Genomic DNA, 15589 nt, shown 5'->3' on the forward strand with positions numbered 1-15589 from the left:
CCCTGCAACACTTAATTGAGCAGGGCCTTTTGGCACGTTCCAGCATGACACTACCGAGACGCCGGGGCAGACAGCATTCTGCTTTTCCATGAACCCAAAGAGAAATTAGCGCTCTTCACTTACGACTATTGCTGATGGTCGAACCGCTGCCGGACCAATCGGCGATTTTGGCTTAGGCAACGTAAATTGTTCGCTGAGTAGACGTGTTGGTCGCACCCACTTTTTCTTGGCGATGAGAAGCTGCAGAGAGAGATCTTCTGCCTTAAACTTCTCTGCTGACACTGGAAGCCGAACTCGGACGCGCGAGAAATGACACCAGAACCGCCAGGGCACCCAAATAAAAAATGTTATTGATAAAGAGCGAAATAAACACAGTGAGGTTGAAATCGTCTGGCGGTAAGAGATTTGGAACCAGGACGAAAGCAGCGGCTAAAAACGGCAAGGGTAAACAGCCCCAAAAACCTGACCTGCCACTGTCTCGAAGCCGTCGTGTCACGGCTGCCGCAAGCAGTCCAACCAAGGCCAAGACAGAGATCCCAAATGTCGAGAGAATAAGGTTCAGGTCTGGCATCAACTCCGGGTGATAGCCTTTGATGTTTATAGAGGTCCCCGCGGGTCCAGAGTGGATGGTTGCGAGCTCCGGGTTCTCTGCAGCGAAACGCTGGAATCGATCGAAGCTGCCGTCAAGGGCTGTCGACATAACGATTCCCGAAACAATAAAGGCAAGAATGGAGACAAAGATTGCATATGGCCAAAACTGAGCTCTGGTCTCACGGTCCCGAAAATGGGCCAGATTTGCCAGATTATATAGTATCGCGCCTAACATTCTCTGCCCCAGAGTCGACTGACTCGTCTTGCGATACTGTATGAAGCACTATCTGAGATGGCGAAAGCAGTCCGAAACAGACGCTGCCCTTCTGGGCAGCCCCTTTGATCACCGGCCTGGCGTTCGTGGTCCTGTCCAATCGTGCCTTGGGACCCTTCGACAGCCATTCTGACAACCCGCTGCCGACACCGCCTGCCTAGTGCAGGACGCCATCCTCGCCCCGCTGGACCACACGCAGCTCGGTCGCCGCGCCACCCAAGCCCGGCTCATATCCGATGACGACGAAATCATCCCACAAACACGCATTGGCCTTGAGCCAGGCCGCCATGCGCGCGGCCGGCGGACATGAAGGTGGCCGCGAAGCCAAAAGCATAGAGAATCACAGGCTGGCTTTTGCTGGGAAGGTCGGCTTCTCTCACGCACAGGACCCGCCCGCCATGAGAAAGCGCTCGGTCCGCCTCAATCGGGATCGCGAACGATGATCGCGTATTCTGCATTCAGTTTCAGATCATATTCTCGTCCGTCCTGGGCGACCGCGTCATCGACTTCCCAATACCCGTCATCGTCCCACTCGATGTCGTCCCAGCGCTGGAAGCCTTCTGCCTTCAAGACGCTTTCGATCTTCGAGCGCTCGTCGGCCGTCGGTGGCCGGTCGGCGGCACGCGCCGGCATCGCCGTAAAGGCCACGGCAACAACAGCGGCTAACATGTATCGATTGCTCATTCATTGTCCTTCGGCTGGTGAACTGTCCCAAGGTTGAATGGCATCCGCCGGCAAGCGTTCCCCGGCATCCGTCGGGGGACGATCACTTCTGCTTAATCTCGAGACGATCCGTGCGGCCCGCCGTGCTCCGGTCGCACCTCAACACGTCGTGGCCGCGTGAGCGTCTGGAAAAGCTCCCTTTCGGCCCTCGGCGGGGAATATTTCTGATCCTGGTTCGTTTTCTGAACATTGGCCTGTCCGCGGAGGATGAGATGACAGTTGATGTTCCGGGAAATGAAAAACAGTTTTCAAGAAGCCGCGCGCTCGCGGAGGTTCGCCGACTGATACGGGAGTTGCCGAGACGAAAAGTGTCCGAGGGCGATGAAGCGAGCGCCGAGGCAGACGGCCCCCAAACGCAGGATAAAAGTGTTTCGACGAGACCCTGCTGAACCCTGTCGGCGAATGCTGTTTGTTCTGCAATTTGCTGGGAACGATTCAAGCATGCATCGCGATTAGCTCCACATCCGAGCCATTGCTCAGGCACAGAGAAGGAGCAGCATGCGATCCCTCGGGAACAAGGCCGCAGACGGGACCCACCTGGACGGTGTCTCGACGCCAGCTTCAAGACAGCATGTTGGACAAGAGCTGATTTGTTTGCTGCCCCGGCTTCGCCGGTATGGGCTGGTGCTGTGCAAGTCTTCTGCAGCTGCCGATGACCTGGTTCAAAGTGCCTGCCTCAAGGCATTGGCATCTGCCGAAAAATGGACTTTGGGCACCCGTTTTGATGCCTGGGCGTTTCGAATTATGCGGAACCACTGGATCGACCAAATCCGAAAGAACGCCTGGGAGGTCCCGCTGGATCCGGAGACTAGTGAAGGGGCGATGGTGGAGGATGGTGAAAGGGGCATCATGGCGCGGTTCGAACTGGAAGATGTCCGTCAGGCGATTGAGAAACTCAGCCATGAGCAGCAAGAAGTTCTCCTGCTCATCTGTGGAGATGAAATGAGCTATCGCGAGGCTTCGGAAATTCTCGACGTTCCGATCGGTACAGTCATGAGCCGTCTCGCCCGCGCGCGCCAGCAGCTGTTAAAGCTGACAGGAACCGATTGACGGCAAGTGAGGCCTGAGGATGGAAAAACAGATGTCGCAGGGTGATTTCAGCGACGAGATCTTGATGGCCTATGCCGACGGTGAGCTCGAACCCTCCGTGGCACAGGACGTCGAGTGTGCAGTCGGCGAGAACCCAGAGATCGCGCGGCGGATCCTCGGCTTTGTGAAAAGTCGTCGGGCGGCCAAATCCGTCTATGCGTCGCAGGCCGCCGATCCGGTCCCCGCCGTTCTCGAGGCAGCGATCCGAACGCGTCTCGCATCGCCGAACAGTTTGCCGGAAACGAACCAGCCGCTCACCACCCCGCCGGCGAATGATGATGCCCCGAATAGAAGGACCTTCTGGCCAATCGCTGCGGCCGTGGCATTGGTCCTAGGGGGTGCCGTGGGCGCAGCGATCGACAGAACCTATGTCGGCAGGACGCCGGAAGTGGGGCTTCTCGCCGGGCTCGAAGCAAGCGAGATCCAGGATCAGCTTAGTCGCCTCCCCACAGGATCGCAGGATGCGACAGCGCTCGGCACCTTGCGGCCGCTCGCCAGCTACAAGACCGAAGCAGGCGCGTTGTGCCGCTGGTTCAGTCTCGAGGGCGGCTCGTCAAACGCACAAGCGGTTGCGTGTCTCGATCAACGCCGCTGGACCCTCGCCCTCGTCGATCTCCGTCAGGGCAGCACCAATGACTATAAGCCCGCCAGCGGTGACAATGGTCCCGTCGAGGCTTTCTTGCAGAGCATCGGGGCCGGGGCTCCTCTCGACCGCACGGCCGAGGAAGGCGAACTTCTCCGCGTCAACCGAGACTGAGCAGTCGCTCTAGTCGCCCGCGGCGGTTATCCGGACAGAGGACGGGGTGAGACCCTGATCAGTCGAGGCGATGAGCTCGTCGCACAGACCCGCCATCTGCAGCAATCCGAAACCAAAGATGTCGTCACGTCCCGCCTTTCCCAGATCCTGGGCCCGCGTCTTCAGCTTGACGGGAATGCTGGCTGAATCGAACCTTTGGCCTGCCGCGAGCAGCGCGGCGGCAGCCGTGACGAAGGGAGCGGCATAAGAGGTTCCGCTGCGGGTTTGCTCTTCCAGCGAAGCTTGCGCCGTCCAAATATTCACCCCGGGCGCTGCCAGATCCACATAGGAGCCCGTCGTCGCAAACGGATAAACATTGAACGATGGATCGATCGCAGTGACGGCAATGACCTCATTGTAGGCGGCTGGGTATGATGCTCGTGCACCCGGTCCGCCATTTCCTGCAGCTGCCACGAAGATGACGCCGCGGGCAGCGGCTTCCTTGATGGCAGATTGAAGCGCCGGGTTCGGGGGACCGGAAAAGCTCATGTTAATGACGCCGACGCGGCGCTCGACCAATGCCTCCAGAGCAGAGATCAAGCCCACGACATCGGCATGATCATCAATCCCCGGCTGTCGTCTGAACGCATCCACCGCGACCAGTTTCGCGTTTGGAAGCAAGCCGGGAGAAGGGCCGCCGCCGCGCCCGATCAGGAGGGCTGCGATCGCTGTCCCGTGGTCGGTGGAGGATGCAGAATCGCTGTGGGAGAGTTTGATGATTTCGAGAGATTGCCCCCGTAATGCCGAGGCGCCGGGATCAATGGCCGTGTCGATCATGCCAATGGCAACCGGCGCCGCACAGCTCTCGATGGACCGCTGACTCCAGGCGATTTGATACCGCGGAAAGCAGCCCCGGCCGACACATTCGGGAGGACCTTGATCCGGATAATAGAATGAATTGTCTTCGATGCCCGCCGTGGGATTGGCGGTGCGGATCTCCCGCTGCGCTTCTCCGAGGCTCATCCCCTGGGGCAGACGGAGTTTGACGAGCTTGTGGCCAAGCTGTCCGGCCGTCTGCTGCTGGGCGGTGAAGCCCCGACTCGCAAGGCGCGTGAGGTCCTGTTCCGAGAGATTGCTCGCGACCACTTCATTGTCGGCCCGCAATGGACGACCCTGGCGCTCGGCAGCTCGGTCCGCCACCGACATGACCCGCCCTCCGCGCGCGGGACCAAACGCTCCAGAGGCCGCATCCGCATTTATGGACGCCGAACTGAGGCTCGTCGAGAAACCGGCGACGCTGCTGATCGACAGGGCGGGAGAGCTGGTGGCGGCGCTGGTCGTTGCCTCACGGCCGCGTGCCGTCGTTGTGCCTGCCGCGCCTGTGGCAGAGACACCGGCTGCTCCTGCACCATTGCCATTGCCGTTCCCGTTGCCGCTGCCTGAGCCTTGGCCTTTCCCGGCACCCTTGCCCATTCCGGCGCCTTTGCCACCCTTGCCTACACCGGCGCCCTTGCCCCCCTTGCCCAAGCCGCCGCCATTGCCGTTCCCCCCGCTGCCCTTTCCGGCGCCGCCGCCTCCCTGTCCTTTCCCCTGGCCGCCACCCTTTCCCTGGCCGCCGCCTTTGCCTCCACCCTTGCCGCCTTTCGCTTCGGCGGGGCTGGCGCCGATATCGAGCGAGAGGCCGCCGCCAGAACCGGGGATCGGCAGGCGCAGAGAGCCGGGGAACCCCGCCGTCATGGCGGCAGCAAGGGTGAAAACGAGGATTGGTCTCAGTTTCACGCGTGATCCTCTGGAAGGTGACCGTGAGTTCCAGAAACGAGTTGAGGAGCTGTTGGATCCAACAGCTCCTCGCTCGAACTGGCCGGTGAGTGATCAGTCGATGATTTGCACTACCTTGCGCGTGCCGGGCTGGACGAGAACGGTCTGATTGCCCACGACCACGTATCGATATTCACCGACGCCTTCCACGCCTTCGAAGCTGTGCAGCTCCACGTCTTCCGGCAGAGTCGCACCGACAGCCAGGGTCACGGAACCAGGCAGGGTGACCGGGGATACACGATGCTTGGTGACATATTCCCGAACGACGGTCTGCTGTTCGGGGGCTACGACTACGGTGGCCTGTGCCACGGCTGCGCCAGCACCTACGATCAACATCGCGACGGCAGTCGAAATTGTCTTCATTTTCATAAGCTTAACCTTTCAAATGGGGACTCAGGCAATCACGTAGACGATCTCGTAGCTCGTCGGATTGACGATGATGATCCGGCCATCGGCGAGCACGAAGTAGCGGTAGGATCTATAGGCTGGCACGACCTCGATGATCCGAGGCGGCAACGGGTGCAGAACCACGGATTGCGGCACAGCCACGCCGACGGAAATGTTCACGTCGATATTCGACACCGGCTTCACGCCAGATTCCACGATCGTGTTTTTGATCACCGTCCGCTCTTTCGTGGTGATCTTGACGTCGCGGCTTTCGGCTTTCGCGCTCCGCTCCTTCGCCTCAGACTTGGTGTTGTCCTTGCTGGACGACTTGGATTTGTCGTCCGCATCGCTCCCGCGCGAGGTCGTTTCGGTCGAGCGCTCCTTTGTCGATTGGGACGCGCCGGCAGCGTCCTTCGTCTTATCCTTGCCTCGCGTACCGTCTGTCTCCGTGGCACTCTGCTGGCGCTTCTTGCCAGACTGGTCCTGTTCGCCCTGTTTCGTCTGAGTCTGGCGCGTCTGTGAACCCGTGCCGGCTTGCGCGTCGACGCCGGCCTTGGAGTTAACGTCACCCTGATTGTTCATCGTGCCCTTGGTAGCGCCGCCCTGCGCCTGGGTTCCGGCGGAACCACTCGGTGCCTGCTGGACGGAGCCTTGAGCGGACGCTCCACCCTGTGTCGCACCGGCGCCGCCTGAACTTGGGCTCTGTACAGGTGTCTGCGCTGAAACCGTGGCGGTGCCGAGCAGCACAACTGTTGCAACACTCGTCAATAACCGAGAGATCATAACGTTCTCCTTCAAAGGACTTGTGCTGGGAGAACGGCTGGACTTCGGTCTTATTCCACACGGGGTGTATTTTTAACGCAGACGCAGAACCAAAAACCGAGCTTCAGGTGATTTCGCAAAAACATCATTGGGTCGGGAATAGACGTCCGGTTCGATCGTTTCTCCTTCGACAAAACTGTTCGTGGACCCCTGGCGCCGAAGTCGGACCGGGCTCCCACGGCGAAGAAGGAGAGAGTTAATGAACAGCAGAACTGCAATTACGGCCCTGGCGCTTCTCGGCTCCCTGTCGCTGCCGGCCAGCGCACAGTCACCAGAGGTTTTCACGACGGCGGATTTGAACCTTCGTGCGGGACCTGATCCGTCTTTCCCCGTGGTTACTGCCATTCCCGCGCAGCAGAGTGTCATCTTCCACGGCTGTCTTCAGGGCAGGAGCTGGTGCGACGTCACCTTCGATGGCGCCCGCGGCTGGGCGTATGGTCGATATCTTGCCTACCAGACCACAGATGTTCGAGCCGTGATCCCGGAGGCGCCCAGTACTGTGGAGGTGCCGACCGTTACTTACGACACAGCCACATACTGGGACGAGTATTATCAGGATCGTCCCTTCTACGCGCAGCGAGGCCAGTGGTTGAATACAGGACCCGGCCCGGTTGACGGAGCCGCTGCCGGTGCCGCCGCCGGAGGATCCGTCGGTGGGCCCGTCGGCGCTGTGGTGGGTGGGGCCGTTGGAGCGGCCGCGGGGATTGCCAATACGGCTGTGGGCGTCGCGGGTGCTGCCGTTGGCGCGGTGATCAATCCACCCTTGCAAGTCACCCAGTATGTGCAATCGGCACCCGCCACGGCCTATCCGCTCAACGGCACGGTGACCATAGGGACAAGCCTGCCTGGCGACGTTACTTTGTATGACGTTCCAAATTATAATTATCGCTACGCATACGTGAACAACTCTCGTGTTCTGGTCGATCCAGGCACGCGTCAGGTGGTTTATATTGTTCCCTGAATTGTTATCAATACATTCAAAGGAGGAAAATATGCGTTCTCTGCCTGACCGGGACGACCTGGATGATCGATTTCTCCGTCGTGTGGAAGGAACGTTGTTGGTCGTCACCATCCTCGGAGTGAGCGTCACAACAGCGATATTCGCTGTGATGTAGCTGTGAGCCGACTTGCAACCAATGGCTCTGCTCCTCGGTGCGGAGCCATCGGTGTGGGTGCTCTTGGTAAGCACCCATGCCAGTTTCAAGCAACCTCGCTGTTTGCACCCAGAGGATCGGCGCTCACCTGCTGGAGCGAGCCGGCGGGATCGCGGCACCTTTGCCTGATCTCGGGCTCGGGCGTCTCTCTACTGTGGCGCAGAAGCCATTCCGCCACGGTCGACTTGACTTCGCGGGACAAGAAGTTCTTTCTTCGTTCTCATGATCGAAGGGCGATGTAATTATGACCGCTTGTGGGATGGCCCTCGCACTCCTCATATGACTGAGTTGAGGTCGTTGGCCGAACGTCAGCTTTCTCAATTTCGCGACCAGAACCGGATAGTCAGCAACCGGCCCCATATTCGACCCTCTGGCTTCTACTGCACCTCTGCCAGCGCTCTATATACAGAGGCTCGGCTAATCCCGAGAGCCTTGGCTATCTCAGTGTGTGTTTTTTTCTGAGCGTATAGAGCGCGAGCCTCGGTGGCCTTCGCTCGTGCAGTGGGTTTGCGACCCTTGTACTTGCCCTCACCTTTTGGCCTTTGCGATTCCCTCCCGCGTCGCTCCAGCATCATCTCGCGCTCGAACTGAGCAAACTCAGAGAATATGTTGAGGATCAGCCTCGCAGTGGCACTGCCAGTGTCGATTGTCTCGCCGCCGAGGTTCAGTATGCGTAGGCTGACACCCTTCGCTTCCAACCCCTGCACCACGCCCCACAGGTTCGCTGTGGTGCGTGCCAGTCGGTCTACCTTCGTGACCACTAGCGTGTCCCCTTTGCGAAGATATGCAAGTGCTTCATCCAGGCTAGAACTGCCATTCAGCAACGACCGAAGCTGGGCACATTGAAGTGTCCTCTGGCTCTCTTCGCTTTTCTGTATTGCGCGACGGATTGCTTCAGTCGTCGTGGTGCTGCCATGGCGAACCTGTCCTATAGTGCTACCCTCCATTCTAAGGGAAAGATTCCACCCTCAAAGTCCGGGATCAAACATCTAGACTTGGTGTTGTTCACGAGAAACGCCGCGAGAATCATCGCCGCATAGGTCAAGTGGTGAAGCAACTGGTCGGCGCCGTGCAAAGCCCAATAAGCGGAGGAATTCGGTCCGGTGCCGCTTCTCACCGAAATCTCGGCCTTGGCGTGGTCGATCGCGTAGTGTACGGCAAATTCGGCGGAGGCCAGGAGCAAGGCACTGGAGAGGTCCAAACCGCCAATGGCCAGGACCGGGACTTCAGATCGGCGCTTGCCGCCACCCCGCTCGTCCTGACCCTTGCCGTACCGTCGCTGGTCGGCAATGCCAGCGCGGATGATCAGGACGGCATCGTCACCGTCAAGAGCCGCTATTCCGTCGCCGGGACCGTCGCGCGCATCAAGCGTGACGTAGGCAAGAAGGGCGTCCAGTTCTTCGGCGTCATCGACCAGGCCAAGCTGGGCAACGCGGCGGGCAACAGCGTGAGTCCGTCGCGCCTCGTGATGTCGGCAACCCGGCGCTGCGAACGACCTTCATCACCGCCAAACTCACCGCCGGTCTCGACTGGCCGGTCCGCGTGCTGGTCTACCAGTCGCAGGACGGCCCAGTATATGCCGCCTATACCGATTTCGACTGGATGGCCCACCGCCACGGCATTGAAAGCCGTGACAAGGAATTCGCGATGGCGACCGAGGTGATCAGATCCGTGACGTCGACGATCCAGCAGTGATGCCGGGGGCGAGAGGCGTCCCTGCCATGAGACGCTGACGGCTCCCGCCCTTGATTCGCATGGCCATCCAATTTCACGGGAAAACCCCATCAAAACCGGCCGCTATCACAGGTCACGGGCTATTTTTGGCAATCGCTTGCCACCCGGTTCAATGCTGTGGTCGAAAGCCGGCTGGGCTGGCTGGACAGGCGAGGCACGATCCAGCTATCGCCCACACGACGCTGCCCGCATGATAATTCCTGGATTGCCGCCAATGGTTCTGGTGATTTTTACTGAAGGAAAGGCAATGAGCGAAAGCGCAGAGATTCTTCCGGGATCTTTAAGAAATTCCATTTATATAATGCGCAATATCATACAGGGAGTGTGATTTACTAAGAAAATTGTGAAGCCAACTTCGCCGAAGTGAGTGGTTCGAACGTCAGCGGCCCGGTTCTAAAGTCGACCGCGAAGTCTTCAGATCTGAGACGCTGATCTGCCGTAACCGCATCGGGGCCGTGAGGAGACTGTCAGCTTCTAAGAGAAGGGCGCGGAGAAGTAGACCTAACGCATGCTTTTCAACACGCTCTTGAGTTCGGATGTCGCTCGGTGGGCCGCGCGAGATACCGATAGGCACGACATCTACTCTATAGCCCTTTCAACTGACCCGTGAAATCGGCTACGAACCTATTGAAACTACAGTAAATTTCACCTTCCATGTGGCAATAGACGGTTTCGGTGCCGAATACGCAGAGATCGGATAGCCAACAACGATATAAGGGTGGCTATTTAGCCGTTAAGCTTGAAGTGCCCTCGCCGCTATGAGGCTTCGCCGTCGGTCATCCACGCCCAACGAATGGCATTCCGGTCGCCATGACGGTGATGAACTGCACGTTGGCGTCGAGCGGCAGGCCTGCCATATAGAGCACCGCCTGAGCGACATGCTTCGGGTCGATGGTGGGCTCTACCCGGGTCGATCCATCCGCTTGCAGGGTTCCCTCCTGCATCGCGGTTGTCATATGCGTGGCAGCGTTGCCGATATCGATCTGGCCGCATGCGATGTTATAATTTCGGCCGTCCAAAGAGGTCGATTTGGTGAGGCCGGTGATCGCATGCTTAGTGGCCGTATAGGGGGCCGAGTTCGGGCGCGGTACTTGGGCGGAGATTGAACCGTTGTTGACAATGCGGCCCCCCATTGGCCGTTGCATTTTCATGTAGTGGAAGGCCTGCTGGGTGCACAGGAAGCTCCCGGTTAGGTTCACCTTTACCACCGCCTCCCATTCCTCATGGGTGAGATCCTCAAGCGCTATTGGAGCTGCACTGATCCCTGCATTGTTGAACAGGACATCGATTCTTCCAAAGGCTCGAAAGGCTTCAGCAAAGAGCGCCTTCACAGCGGCTGGGTCCGAAACATCGGTTGCAACGACAAGCGTTCGGGCGAGATCGGCTGCCTCTGAGGCTACCTCCTGCAATGCGTCCTTGCGGCGGCCGGCAAGAACCACCGAATATCCGTCCTGCAGGAACGCAAGTGCGACATGCCGACCGATCCCCGACCCGGCGCCGGTGACGATTGCAACTTTACCTTCGGTAGCCACGCCTCATACCTCACATCCTAAATCGCTGCATTCAGTCGACAGTGCCATTACCCAGTGCTCGGATCCGATTGGGCGCCGCGTATGGCCAGGGCAACAATCGCGCTGCCAACGAGCGCGTCCCTCGGCGAGCATCCAAGCTGCGCCAGATTGCGCCTGTACTCATCGGTCAAAAGTTCGATGGCCAGCCTGCCGCCCGCCGCTCCAAGAGCTGCTATTGCGTAATAGAATGTGCGCCCGGAGAAGCTCATTTCTGCGCCCGCCGCGACGGCGCGGACGACATCGAGGCCGCTGCGAATGCCGCTGTCGAGCATCAGGGTCGATCTCGCACCGAAGCGCTCGGCGAGACCTAGTAGCGCGTCAATGGAGGCCGGCGCCGCATCCAGCTGTCTGCCGCCGTGGTTTGAGATGATCAGCCCATCCGCTCCAGCCTCGAGCGAGACATTGGCATCCTCAGTCGACAGCACTCCCTTGACCACAAGTCGGCCAGGCCACATCTCGCGCAGCCGCCTCAAACCATCTGCGGTATAGCTCGCCACCTGCACCTGCGATTCGGCGAAAGCCACCCGTTCAAAAGACGTCCCGGCGTCTCTCGGTGCATATGGCCGAAACAGCGCGCATTCGGGTATCCCATTCCGGAAGACTTCGGCAAGCCAGGCTGGGCGAACGGCGAAATCCCAGATTGTCCGAGGGCTTATGCCGAATGGAGTGCCGAAGCCGTTCCGGATGTCCCGGTCACGTCGCGAAATGACCGGAGAATCGATTGTGGCGACCAGAACCTGATAGCCGATTTCCTTGGCGCGCCGGACGATGTCGGAGAGGATCTCACCATTTTGGGTGGGATAGACCTGTAGCCAGGCATTCGAACCTGCAGCAGCGAATACATCCTCCATCGAGGCGGTCGCGACCATGCTGAGCACGAACGGAACGCAAAACTCGCCAGCCAGTCGCGCCATCATCAGCTCGGCTCCGGGCCAGACGAAGCCAGCCACACCGACCGGCGATACCCCGAGCGGAATCGAATAGCGCTGTCCAAATATTGTCGTCGAACCGCTGCATGGGCTGTTGCTTCCCAGGAATCGAGGGACCAGCTTTACCGCGTCCAGCGCCTGTCTGTTGGTAGCAAGGCCGAGTTCGGCGCCGGTACCGCCATCCAGATAATCAAAAAACATCCGCGGAATCCGGCGCGCCGCCAAGGCCCGGAGATCCGATATCGAGGCCGGGTGGCGTCCTTTGAAACTCAGCCGGACGGGCATGATGATCACTCATTTCCGCAAGGTGAAATCTTCACGTGAAGCGCGGCTTCTACATATTTGCGCAGTACTGCTCGATAGGAATTCCATGGCAGGTCGTCCGACGTAATAAGCCGAATGAAGATAATCCTATGAAAATCGAACAGCATGCTGGCCAGGGGGGTTGGTTTGGCATCCGGAGGTAATTTTCCAAGTTTCTTGAGATTCTTGACTTCTTTTTCGATAAACATTTTCAGCCGTTTGTTGATACCTCGGATATCCGCGCCGATATCTTCGCTACCCTCATGCGCCATCGTCTGGGCGATGGCATGCCTCCAGGTATTCTGGTCTATCTCGGCGAGGCTATGGGCTGCCAACGACTCCAGAAATTCGACCATGCAATCGACCGCGCGGTCCGCCCGCGACGACACCGTGGAGAGGCCTGCGAAGAAAGATTCGTCCGACGCCGAGATCAGCGCGATCAACAGCTGTCCTCTGGTTCGATAGTAGTTGTAAATGGTGTTTGGCGATATATCGACGGCAGCCGCAATCGCTTCCATGGACGTAGATGTATAACCGTGCTGCCGAAAAAGTCGGCTCGAAGCCTGAAGGATCTCTTTTCTCCTGGCCTCCTTCTTCCGTTGGCGAAGGCCGGATGGAGTTTGATGGCGCATCCGCGGTCAATCTGCAGCTGCGCCCGGCGCGCGGTCTGGCCGGTCGCGCTCGAACGTCTCTAGGAGCTGCCCATCAACGTTTCCCGTGGCCGCGGCGAAGGCCTTCATAAACTCATATTTCTGCTGTCCGGAAAGCGGCAGGAGCGGTTTGCGAGCGTCCCCGACCGGAATGCCTGCCAGCTCGCATCCGAGCCGGCACATCTGCACATATTTCCCTCCTTGATCCATCAGCGAGACCAGGGGCAACATTGCGCGCAACTGATCTTTGCCTGCGGCGAAGTCCCGTTCCTCCACGCAGGTAGCGAAGAGCCGGTTGTGCTGGCGGCCGAGAAAACACGCCGCTCCGCCGAGGATAGCCTTAGCCCCCCAGGCGTAGCTTTCCAGCGCCAATGCATCGAGCCCGCAAACCAGTTCCAGTTGGGGATCGGGGCAGAGGATCACCTGATGCATCCGGTCGATGTCGCCACTGGTATCCTTGTAGGCGATGAGATTTCTGCAACCGGCAAGTGCTTGCAGAACCTGAAGGTCGACATCCGCATTTAGTCTGCTTGGGAAGTTGTAGATGATGATTGGCAGACCAACATTCTGATCGATCCAGCGATAGTAGGCGACGATCTCATCGCGCGACGGGGCGCAGAAGGCTGGTGGCGCAACGATCAGCGCCGCGTAGTCCAGTTCCTCGGCAAGTTTGCAGAGCGAAAGGGTTTCCGCCGGCTTCATGCTGATCGTTGAGGCAATAAGGACGGTCTCCGCCTGCCGATGTCGCGCGGCGAACCGCATAAGGTCGGTCCGCTCCTCGAAAGTCAGGCTGAAGAACTCCCCCGTTAGGCTGGCGGGTACGATCGCCTTCACCCCTTGTGAGGCGATGTGATCAAGCAGCGCGTCATAGACGTAGAAATTAATGTCCCCACTTAAGTCGAAAGGGGTCACGGTGGCGGCGATTACCCCTGTGATCTTCTTCATGCGTGTCACCGGCGCGACGCCTCATTTCTCTCTTCTTGACAAGTGTCCATCGATCTAGCTCCCCAATACGGCGGTGACGGAACCAAGACGCCCAAAGTCAGCATTGACGACATCCCCAGCCTTGCCAAAACTGTAACTGCCGAGGCAATTTCCGGTGCCGATGATTTCGCCGGCACGAAGGTGCGAACCGCCCAACATCAAGTCATTGCAGAGCCATGCGAGGTCGCGAATCGGGTTACCCATCGCGCCGTCGTCCACGAATCGGTCGTTGATTGTAAGGCGCACCGGGTGTTCCAGAAGTTCACAAAACGCAGGCTCCTCGGTCTCCTTTCCCAGAACGATGAAGCCATCCGCGCCGTTATCGGCAACCAGCGAGGTAACGTCCACCGCCGTTAAGCTCTCATAGAGGCTGTCGACAAACTCGAGAATCGGAATAACCGACTTAATCGCGTTTGACACCTCCGCTTCAGAATAGGGAATTGCGCGTGGAGGTAGATCGCAAGCCATTCTAAACGCGAACTCCGCCTCGACGGTGGCCGACCGCGTGGCGCTGGAGAGCGGCACCTTCCCAGGGCTGGACAAAACATTGGACCTCAGGATACGGCCATAGATAGGCATTGTCGCCCCGTGCACCTTCTGCATATCGGCGTTGGTTAACGCCACGAACCAGCCCGCGGGTTCGGTGTCCAACTTTCGCAGCAAGCTTCGCTGTATCGCGTATGCTTCGACGAGCGACTGTGGCCGGCAAGTGATCGGAAGGTCAGTGATCTTGCCGCCGTCCCGACGCACTTTCAGCAGATAATCGGCGGCGAATTCAATTCGGGAGGGACTCACGGTTGTCCTCTGGCGACGGCTCTTTGCACAAAGATCATTTTGGTATGAACACTATTTTTGGCGTCGACACCATATATCTTCTTGAGATATTGTTTAAGTGTGGATGCCAACCTCGTCCGTTGAGGTCGTTGCCCGGATTTGGTGGCGTGGCGTGAGATTGTAGGCTTTGTTTGGAATGGAAGCGTCCACCTGAGGCCGCGCCATGTCAATTTCGATCACAACGCACGAGGGAGTAATAATGAAACAACTTAAGGCTGCCTTGACTTGGTCGGTGGTCGCCTGCGGGCTGGCGCTTGGTTGCGTCAGCGCGATCGCAGCGCCATTGAGTTATTGCGTGGAGGCGGACTTGCCGCCGTTCTCTTACAAGACCGCGGCCGGAGCCGTGGAAGGATTTGACGTCGATATCGCGAGCGCGATATGCACCAAGATCGGAAGGGAATGCGATCCGGTGATCCAGGAGTGGACTGGCATCATTCCCGCGCTCTATGCAGGAAAATGCGAGACGATCATATCGTCCATGACAATCACCGACCAACGCAAGAAGGTGGTTCTGTTTACCGATGCCTATTACCACGCGCCCTGGGCTTTCATCGCCCGGAAGGGGCTCAACATGAAGATGACCCCGGAGGGATTGAAGGGCCGCACGCTCTGTATGTTCAAGAACAGCGGTGGCCTAAAATATCTGGAGGAAAACCTGAAAGATGTTGCAATCAAATATTATGATGGCGCCGATGCCATTCGGACTGATTTGGTTGCCGGGCGCTGTGACGGATGGTTCGAGCAGATGCCGATTGTCTATGGCAGCATTCTGAGTAAGCCCGAGGGCAAGGATTTCGAGGTCATCGGCGATCTTAAGATCGGCCAGGGCGTCGGGATCGCGGTGAAGACCGGCGATACTGAACTTGCCGGGGTGTTGAACGAGGCGGTGAAGGGCCTGTATGCGGATGGAACTTTCAAAAAAATAAACGACAAGTATTTCCCGTTCAGCCTGAGCCGAGAGTAAGCGTGCGCCGCCCTCCCTGACGCAGA

At 58.6% G+C, this 15589-nt stretch carries 18 protein-coding genes and 1 pseudogene; 6 read left to right on the plus strand and 13 right to left on the minus strand.

The features are described from left to right. Positions 1-262: 262 nt before the first annotated feature. The 3 genes from FKM97_RS24465 to FKM97_RS24470 all read right to left on the minus strand — a co-directional run bounded on the left by FKM97_RS24465 (position 263) and on the right by FKM97_RS24470 (position 1549). Positions 263-826: a DUF805 domain-containing protein gene (locus FKM97_RS24465; RefSeq protein WP_144295085.1), complete on the minus strand. Its 564-nt coding sequence runs from the start codon at positions 824-826 to the stop codon at positions 263-265. A gap of 196 nt (positions 827-1022) precedes the next feature. After that, complete coding sequence (locus FKM97_RS27000; RefSeq protein ID WP_281290141.1) at positions 1023-1154, minus strand: hypothetical protein; 132 nt, start codon at positions 1152-1154, stop codon at positions 1023-1025. A gap of 131 nt (positions 1155-1285) precedes the next feature. Then, positions 1286-1549, minus strand: coding sequence for a PepSY domain-containing protein (locus tag FKM97_RS24470; RefSeq protein WP_144295086.1), 264 nt, complete (start codon positions 1547-1549; stop codon positions 1286-1288). 633 nt (positions 1550-2182) lie between these two features. Between FKM97_RS24470 and FKM97_RS24475 the strand changes: the two genes are divergently transcribed. Both FKM97_RS24475 and FKM97_RS24480 read left to right on the plus strand, forming a co-directional pair. Then, positions 2183-2638, plus strand: a complete 456-nt coding sequence (locus FKM97_RS24475) for an RNA polymerase sigma factor (RefSeq protein ID WP_428977942.1) — start codon at positions 2183-2185, stop codon at positions 2636-2638. A gap of 31 nt (positions 2639-2669) precedes the next feature. Beyond that, complete coding sequence (locus FKM97_RS24480; protein WP_144295088.1) at positions 2670-3434, plus strand: hypothetical protein; 765 nt, start codon at positions 2670-2672, stop codon at positions 3432-3434. A gap of 9 nt (positions 3435-3443) precedes the next feature. Here the strand turns inward: FKM97_RS24480 and FKM97_RS24485 are convergent, their stop codons facing one another. The 3 genes from FKM97_RS24485 to FKM97_RS24495 all read right to left on the minus strand — a co-directional run bounded on the left by FKM97_RS24485 (position 3444) and on the right by FKM97_RS24495 (position 6401). Beyond that, positions 3444-5192: a S8 family serine peptidase gene (locus tag FKM97_RS24485; RefSeq protein WP_144295089.1), complete on the minus strand. Its 1749-nt coding sequence runs from the start codon at positions 5190-5192 to the stop codon at positions 3444-3446. 93 nt (positions 5193-5285) lie between these two features. After that, complete coding sequence (locus FKM97_RS24490; RefSeq protein ID WP_144295090.1) at positions 5286-5600, minus strand: DUF1236 domain-containing protein; 315 nt, start codon at positions 5598-5600, stop codon at positions 5286-5288. A 24-nt stretch (positions 5601-5624) separates the two neighbouring features. Continuing rightward, complete coding sequence (locus tag FKM97_RS24495) at positions 5625-6401, minus strand: DUF1236 domain-containing protein (RefSeq protein ID WP_144295091.1); 777 nt, start codon at positions 6399-6401, stop codon at positions 5625-5627. 238 nt (positions 6402-6639) lie between these two features. On the opposite strand from FKM97_RS24495, the gene FKM97_RS24500 reads away from it, so the two are divergent. Both FKM97_RS24500 and FKM97_RS27005 read left to right on the plus strand, forming a co-directional pair. Beyond that, entirely contained in the window at positions 6640-7401 is a 762-nt protein-coding gene (locus FKM97_RS24500) for a DUF1236 domain-containing protein (protein ID WP_144295092.1), read from the plus strand. 31 nt (positions 7402-7432) lie between these two features. After that, a complete protein-coding gene (locus FKM97_RS27005; protein ID WP_281290143.1) occupies positions 7433-7555 on the plus strand; it encodes a hypothetical protein in 123 nt (40 codons plus the stop codon). 85 nt (positions 7556-7640) lie between these two features. Here FKM97_RS27005 and FKM97_RS26475 read toward each other — a convergent pair whose 3' ends face one another. Continuing rightward, positions 7641-7796 (minus strand): hypothetical protein, encoded by a 156-nt coding sequence (locus FKM97_RS26475; protein ID WP_170241130.1) that lies wholly within the window; start codon positions 7794-7796, stop codon positions 7641-7643. Positions 7797-7971: 175 nt separating this feature from the next. Beyond that, positions 7972-8418 (minus strand): recombinase family protein, encoded by a 447-nt coding sequence (locus tag FKM97_RS24505; protein ID WP_281290144.1) that lies wholly within the window; start codon positions 8416-8418, stop codon positions 7972-7974. Positions 8419-9052: 634 nt separating this feature from the next. On the opposite strand from FKM97_RS24505, the pseudogene FKM97_RS27110 reads away from it, so the two are divergent. Beyond that, a pseudogene (locus tag FKM97_RS27110) lies at positions 9053-9289 on the plus strand (DUF302 domain-containing protein); the annotation flags it as partial. Between the two features lie 815 nt (positions 9290-10104). Here FKM97_RS27110 and FKM97_RS24515 read toward each other — a convergent pair. The 5 genes from FKM97_RS24515 to FKM97_RS24535 are packed head-to-tail and all read right to left on the minus strand — an operon-like array spanning position 10105 to position 14560. Then, entirely contained in the window at positions 10105-10860 is a 756-nt protein-coding gene (locus FKM97_RS24515) for an SDR family oxidoreductase (protein ID WP_144295094.1), read from the minus strand. 47 nt (positions 10861-10907) lie between these two features. After that, positions 10908-12113, minus strand: a complete 1206-nt coding sequence (locus tag FKM97_RS24520) for an alpha-hydroxy-acid oxidizing protein (protein WP_144295095.1) — start codon at positions 12111-12113, stop codon at positions 10908-10910. A gap of 5 nt (positions 12114-12118) precedes the next feature. After that, entirely contained in the window at positions 12119-12763 is a 645-nt protein-coding gene (locus tag FKM97_RS24525) for a TetR family transcriptional regulator (RefSeq protein ID WP_144295096.1), read from the minus strand. A 6-nt stretch (positions 12764-12769) separates the two neighbouring features. Further along, positions 12770-13726 carry a dihydrodipicolinate synthase family protein gene (locus FKM97_RS24530; protein WP_144295097.1) on the minus strand — a complete coding sequence of 319 codons (957 nt, stop codon included), beginning with the start codon at positions 13724-13726 and terminating at the stop codon, positions 12770-12772. Positions 13727-13780: 54 nt separating this feature from the next. Next, positions 13781-14560, minus strand: a complete 780-nt coding sequence (locus FKM97_RS24535; RefSeq protein ID WP_144295098.1) for a 2-keto-4-pentenoate hydratase — start codon at positions 14558-14560, stop codon at positions 13781-13783. 238 nt (positions 14561-14798) lie between these two features. Between FKM97_RS24535 and FKM97_RS24540 the strand changes: the two genes are divergently transcribed. Beyond that, complete coding sequence (locus tag FKM97_RS24540; protein ID WP_170241132.1) at positions 14799-15563, plus strand: transporter substrate-binding domain-containing protein; 765 nt, start codon at positions 14799-14801, stop codon at positions 15561-15563. The last annotated feature ends 26 nt before the right edge of the window (positions 15564-15589 follow it).

Origin of the sequence: Rhodoligotrophos appendicifer, assembly GCF_007474605.1 — a bacterium.
Taxonomy (GTDB): domain Bacteria; phylum Pseudomonadota; class Alphaproteobacteria; order Rhizobiales; family Im1; genus Rhodoligotrophos; species Rhodoligotrophos appendicifer.

What these genes read in the sequence shown, in the direction of transcription:
- FKM97_RS24490 (WP_144295090.1), bottom strand. Translation starts at nt 5,600, where the DNA reads ATGAAAATGAAGACAATTTCGACTGCCGTCGCGATGTTGATCGTAGGT.
- FKM97_RS24500 (WP_144295092.1), top strand. Translation starts at nt 6,640, where the DNA reads ATGAACAGCAGAACTGCAATTACGGCCCTGGCGCTTCTCGGCTCCCTG.
- FKM97_RS24530 (WP_144295097.1), bottom strand. Translation starts at nt 13,726, where the DNA reads ATGAAGAAGATCACAGGGGTAATCGCCGCCACCGTGACCCCTTTCGAC.
- FKM97_RS24495 (WP_144295091.1), bottom strand. Translation starts at nt 6,401, where the DNA reads ATGATCTCTCGGTTATTGACGAGTGTTGCAACAGTTGTGCTGCTCGGC.
- FKM97_RS24540 (WP_170241132.1), top strand. Translation starts at nt 14,799, where the DNA reads ATGAAACAACTTAAGGCTGCCTTGACTTGGTCGGTGGTCGCCTGCGGG.
- FKM97_RS24525 (WP_144295096.1), bottom strand. Translation starts at nt 12,763, where the DNA reads ATGCGCCATCAAACTCCATCCGGCCTTCGCCAACGGAAGAAGGAGGCC.
- FKM97_RS27005 (WP_281290143.1), top strand. Translation starts at nt 7,433, where the DNA reads ATGCGTTCTCTGCCTGACCGGGACGACCTGGATGATCGATTTCTCCGT.
- FKM97_RS24465 (WP_144295085.1), bottom strand. Translation starts at nt 826, where the DNA reads ATGTTAGGCGCGATACTATATAATCTGGCAAATCTGGCCCATTTTCGG.
- FKM97_RS24480 (WP_144295088.1), top strand. Translation starts at nt 2,670, where the DNA reads ATGTCGCAGGGTGATTTCAGCGACGAGATCTTGATGGCCTATGCCGAC.
- FKM97_RS27000 (WP_281290141.1), bottom strand. Translation starts at nt 1,154, where the DNA reads ATGGCGGCCTGGCTCAAGGCCAATGCGTGTTTGTGGGATGATTTCGTC.
- FKM97_RS24520 (WP_144295095.1), bottom strand. Translation starts at nt 12,113, where the DNA reads ATGCCCGTCCGGCTGAGTTTCAAAGGACGCCACCCGGCCTCGATATCG.
- FKM97_RS24470 (WP_144295086.1), bottom strand. Translation starts at nt 1,549, where the DNA reads ATGAGCAATCGATACATGTTAGCCGCTGTTGTTGCCGTGGCCTTTACG.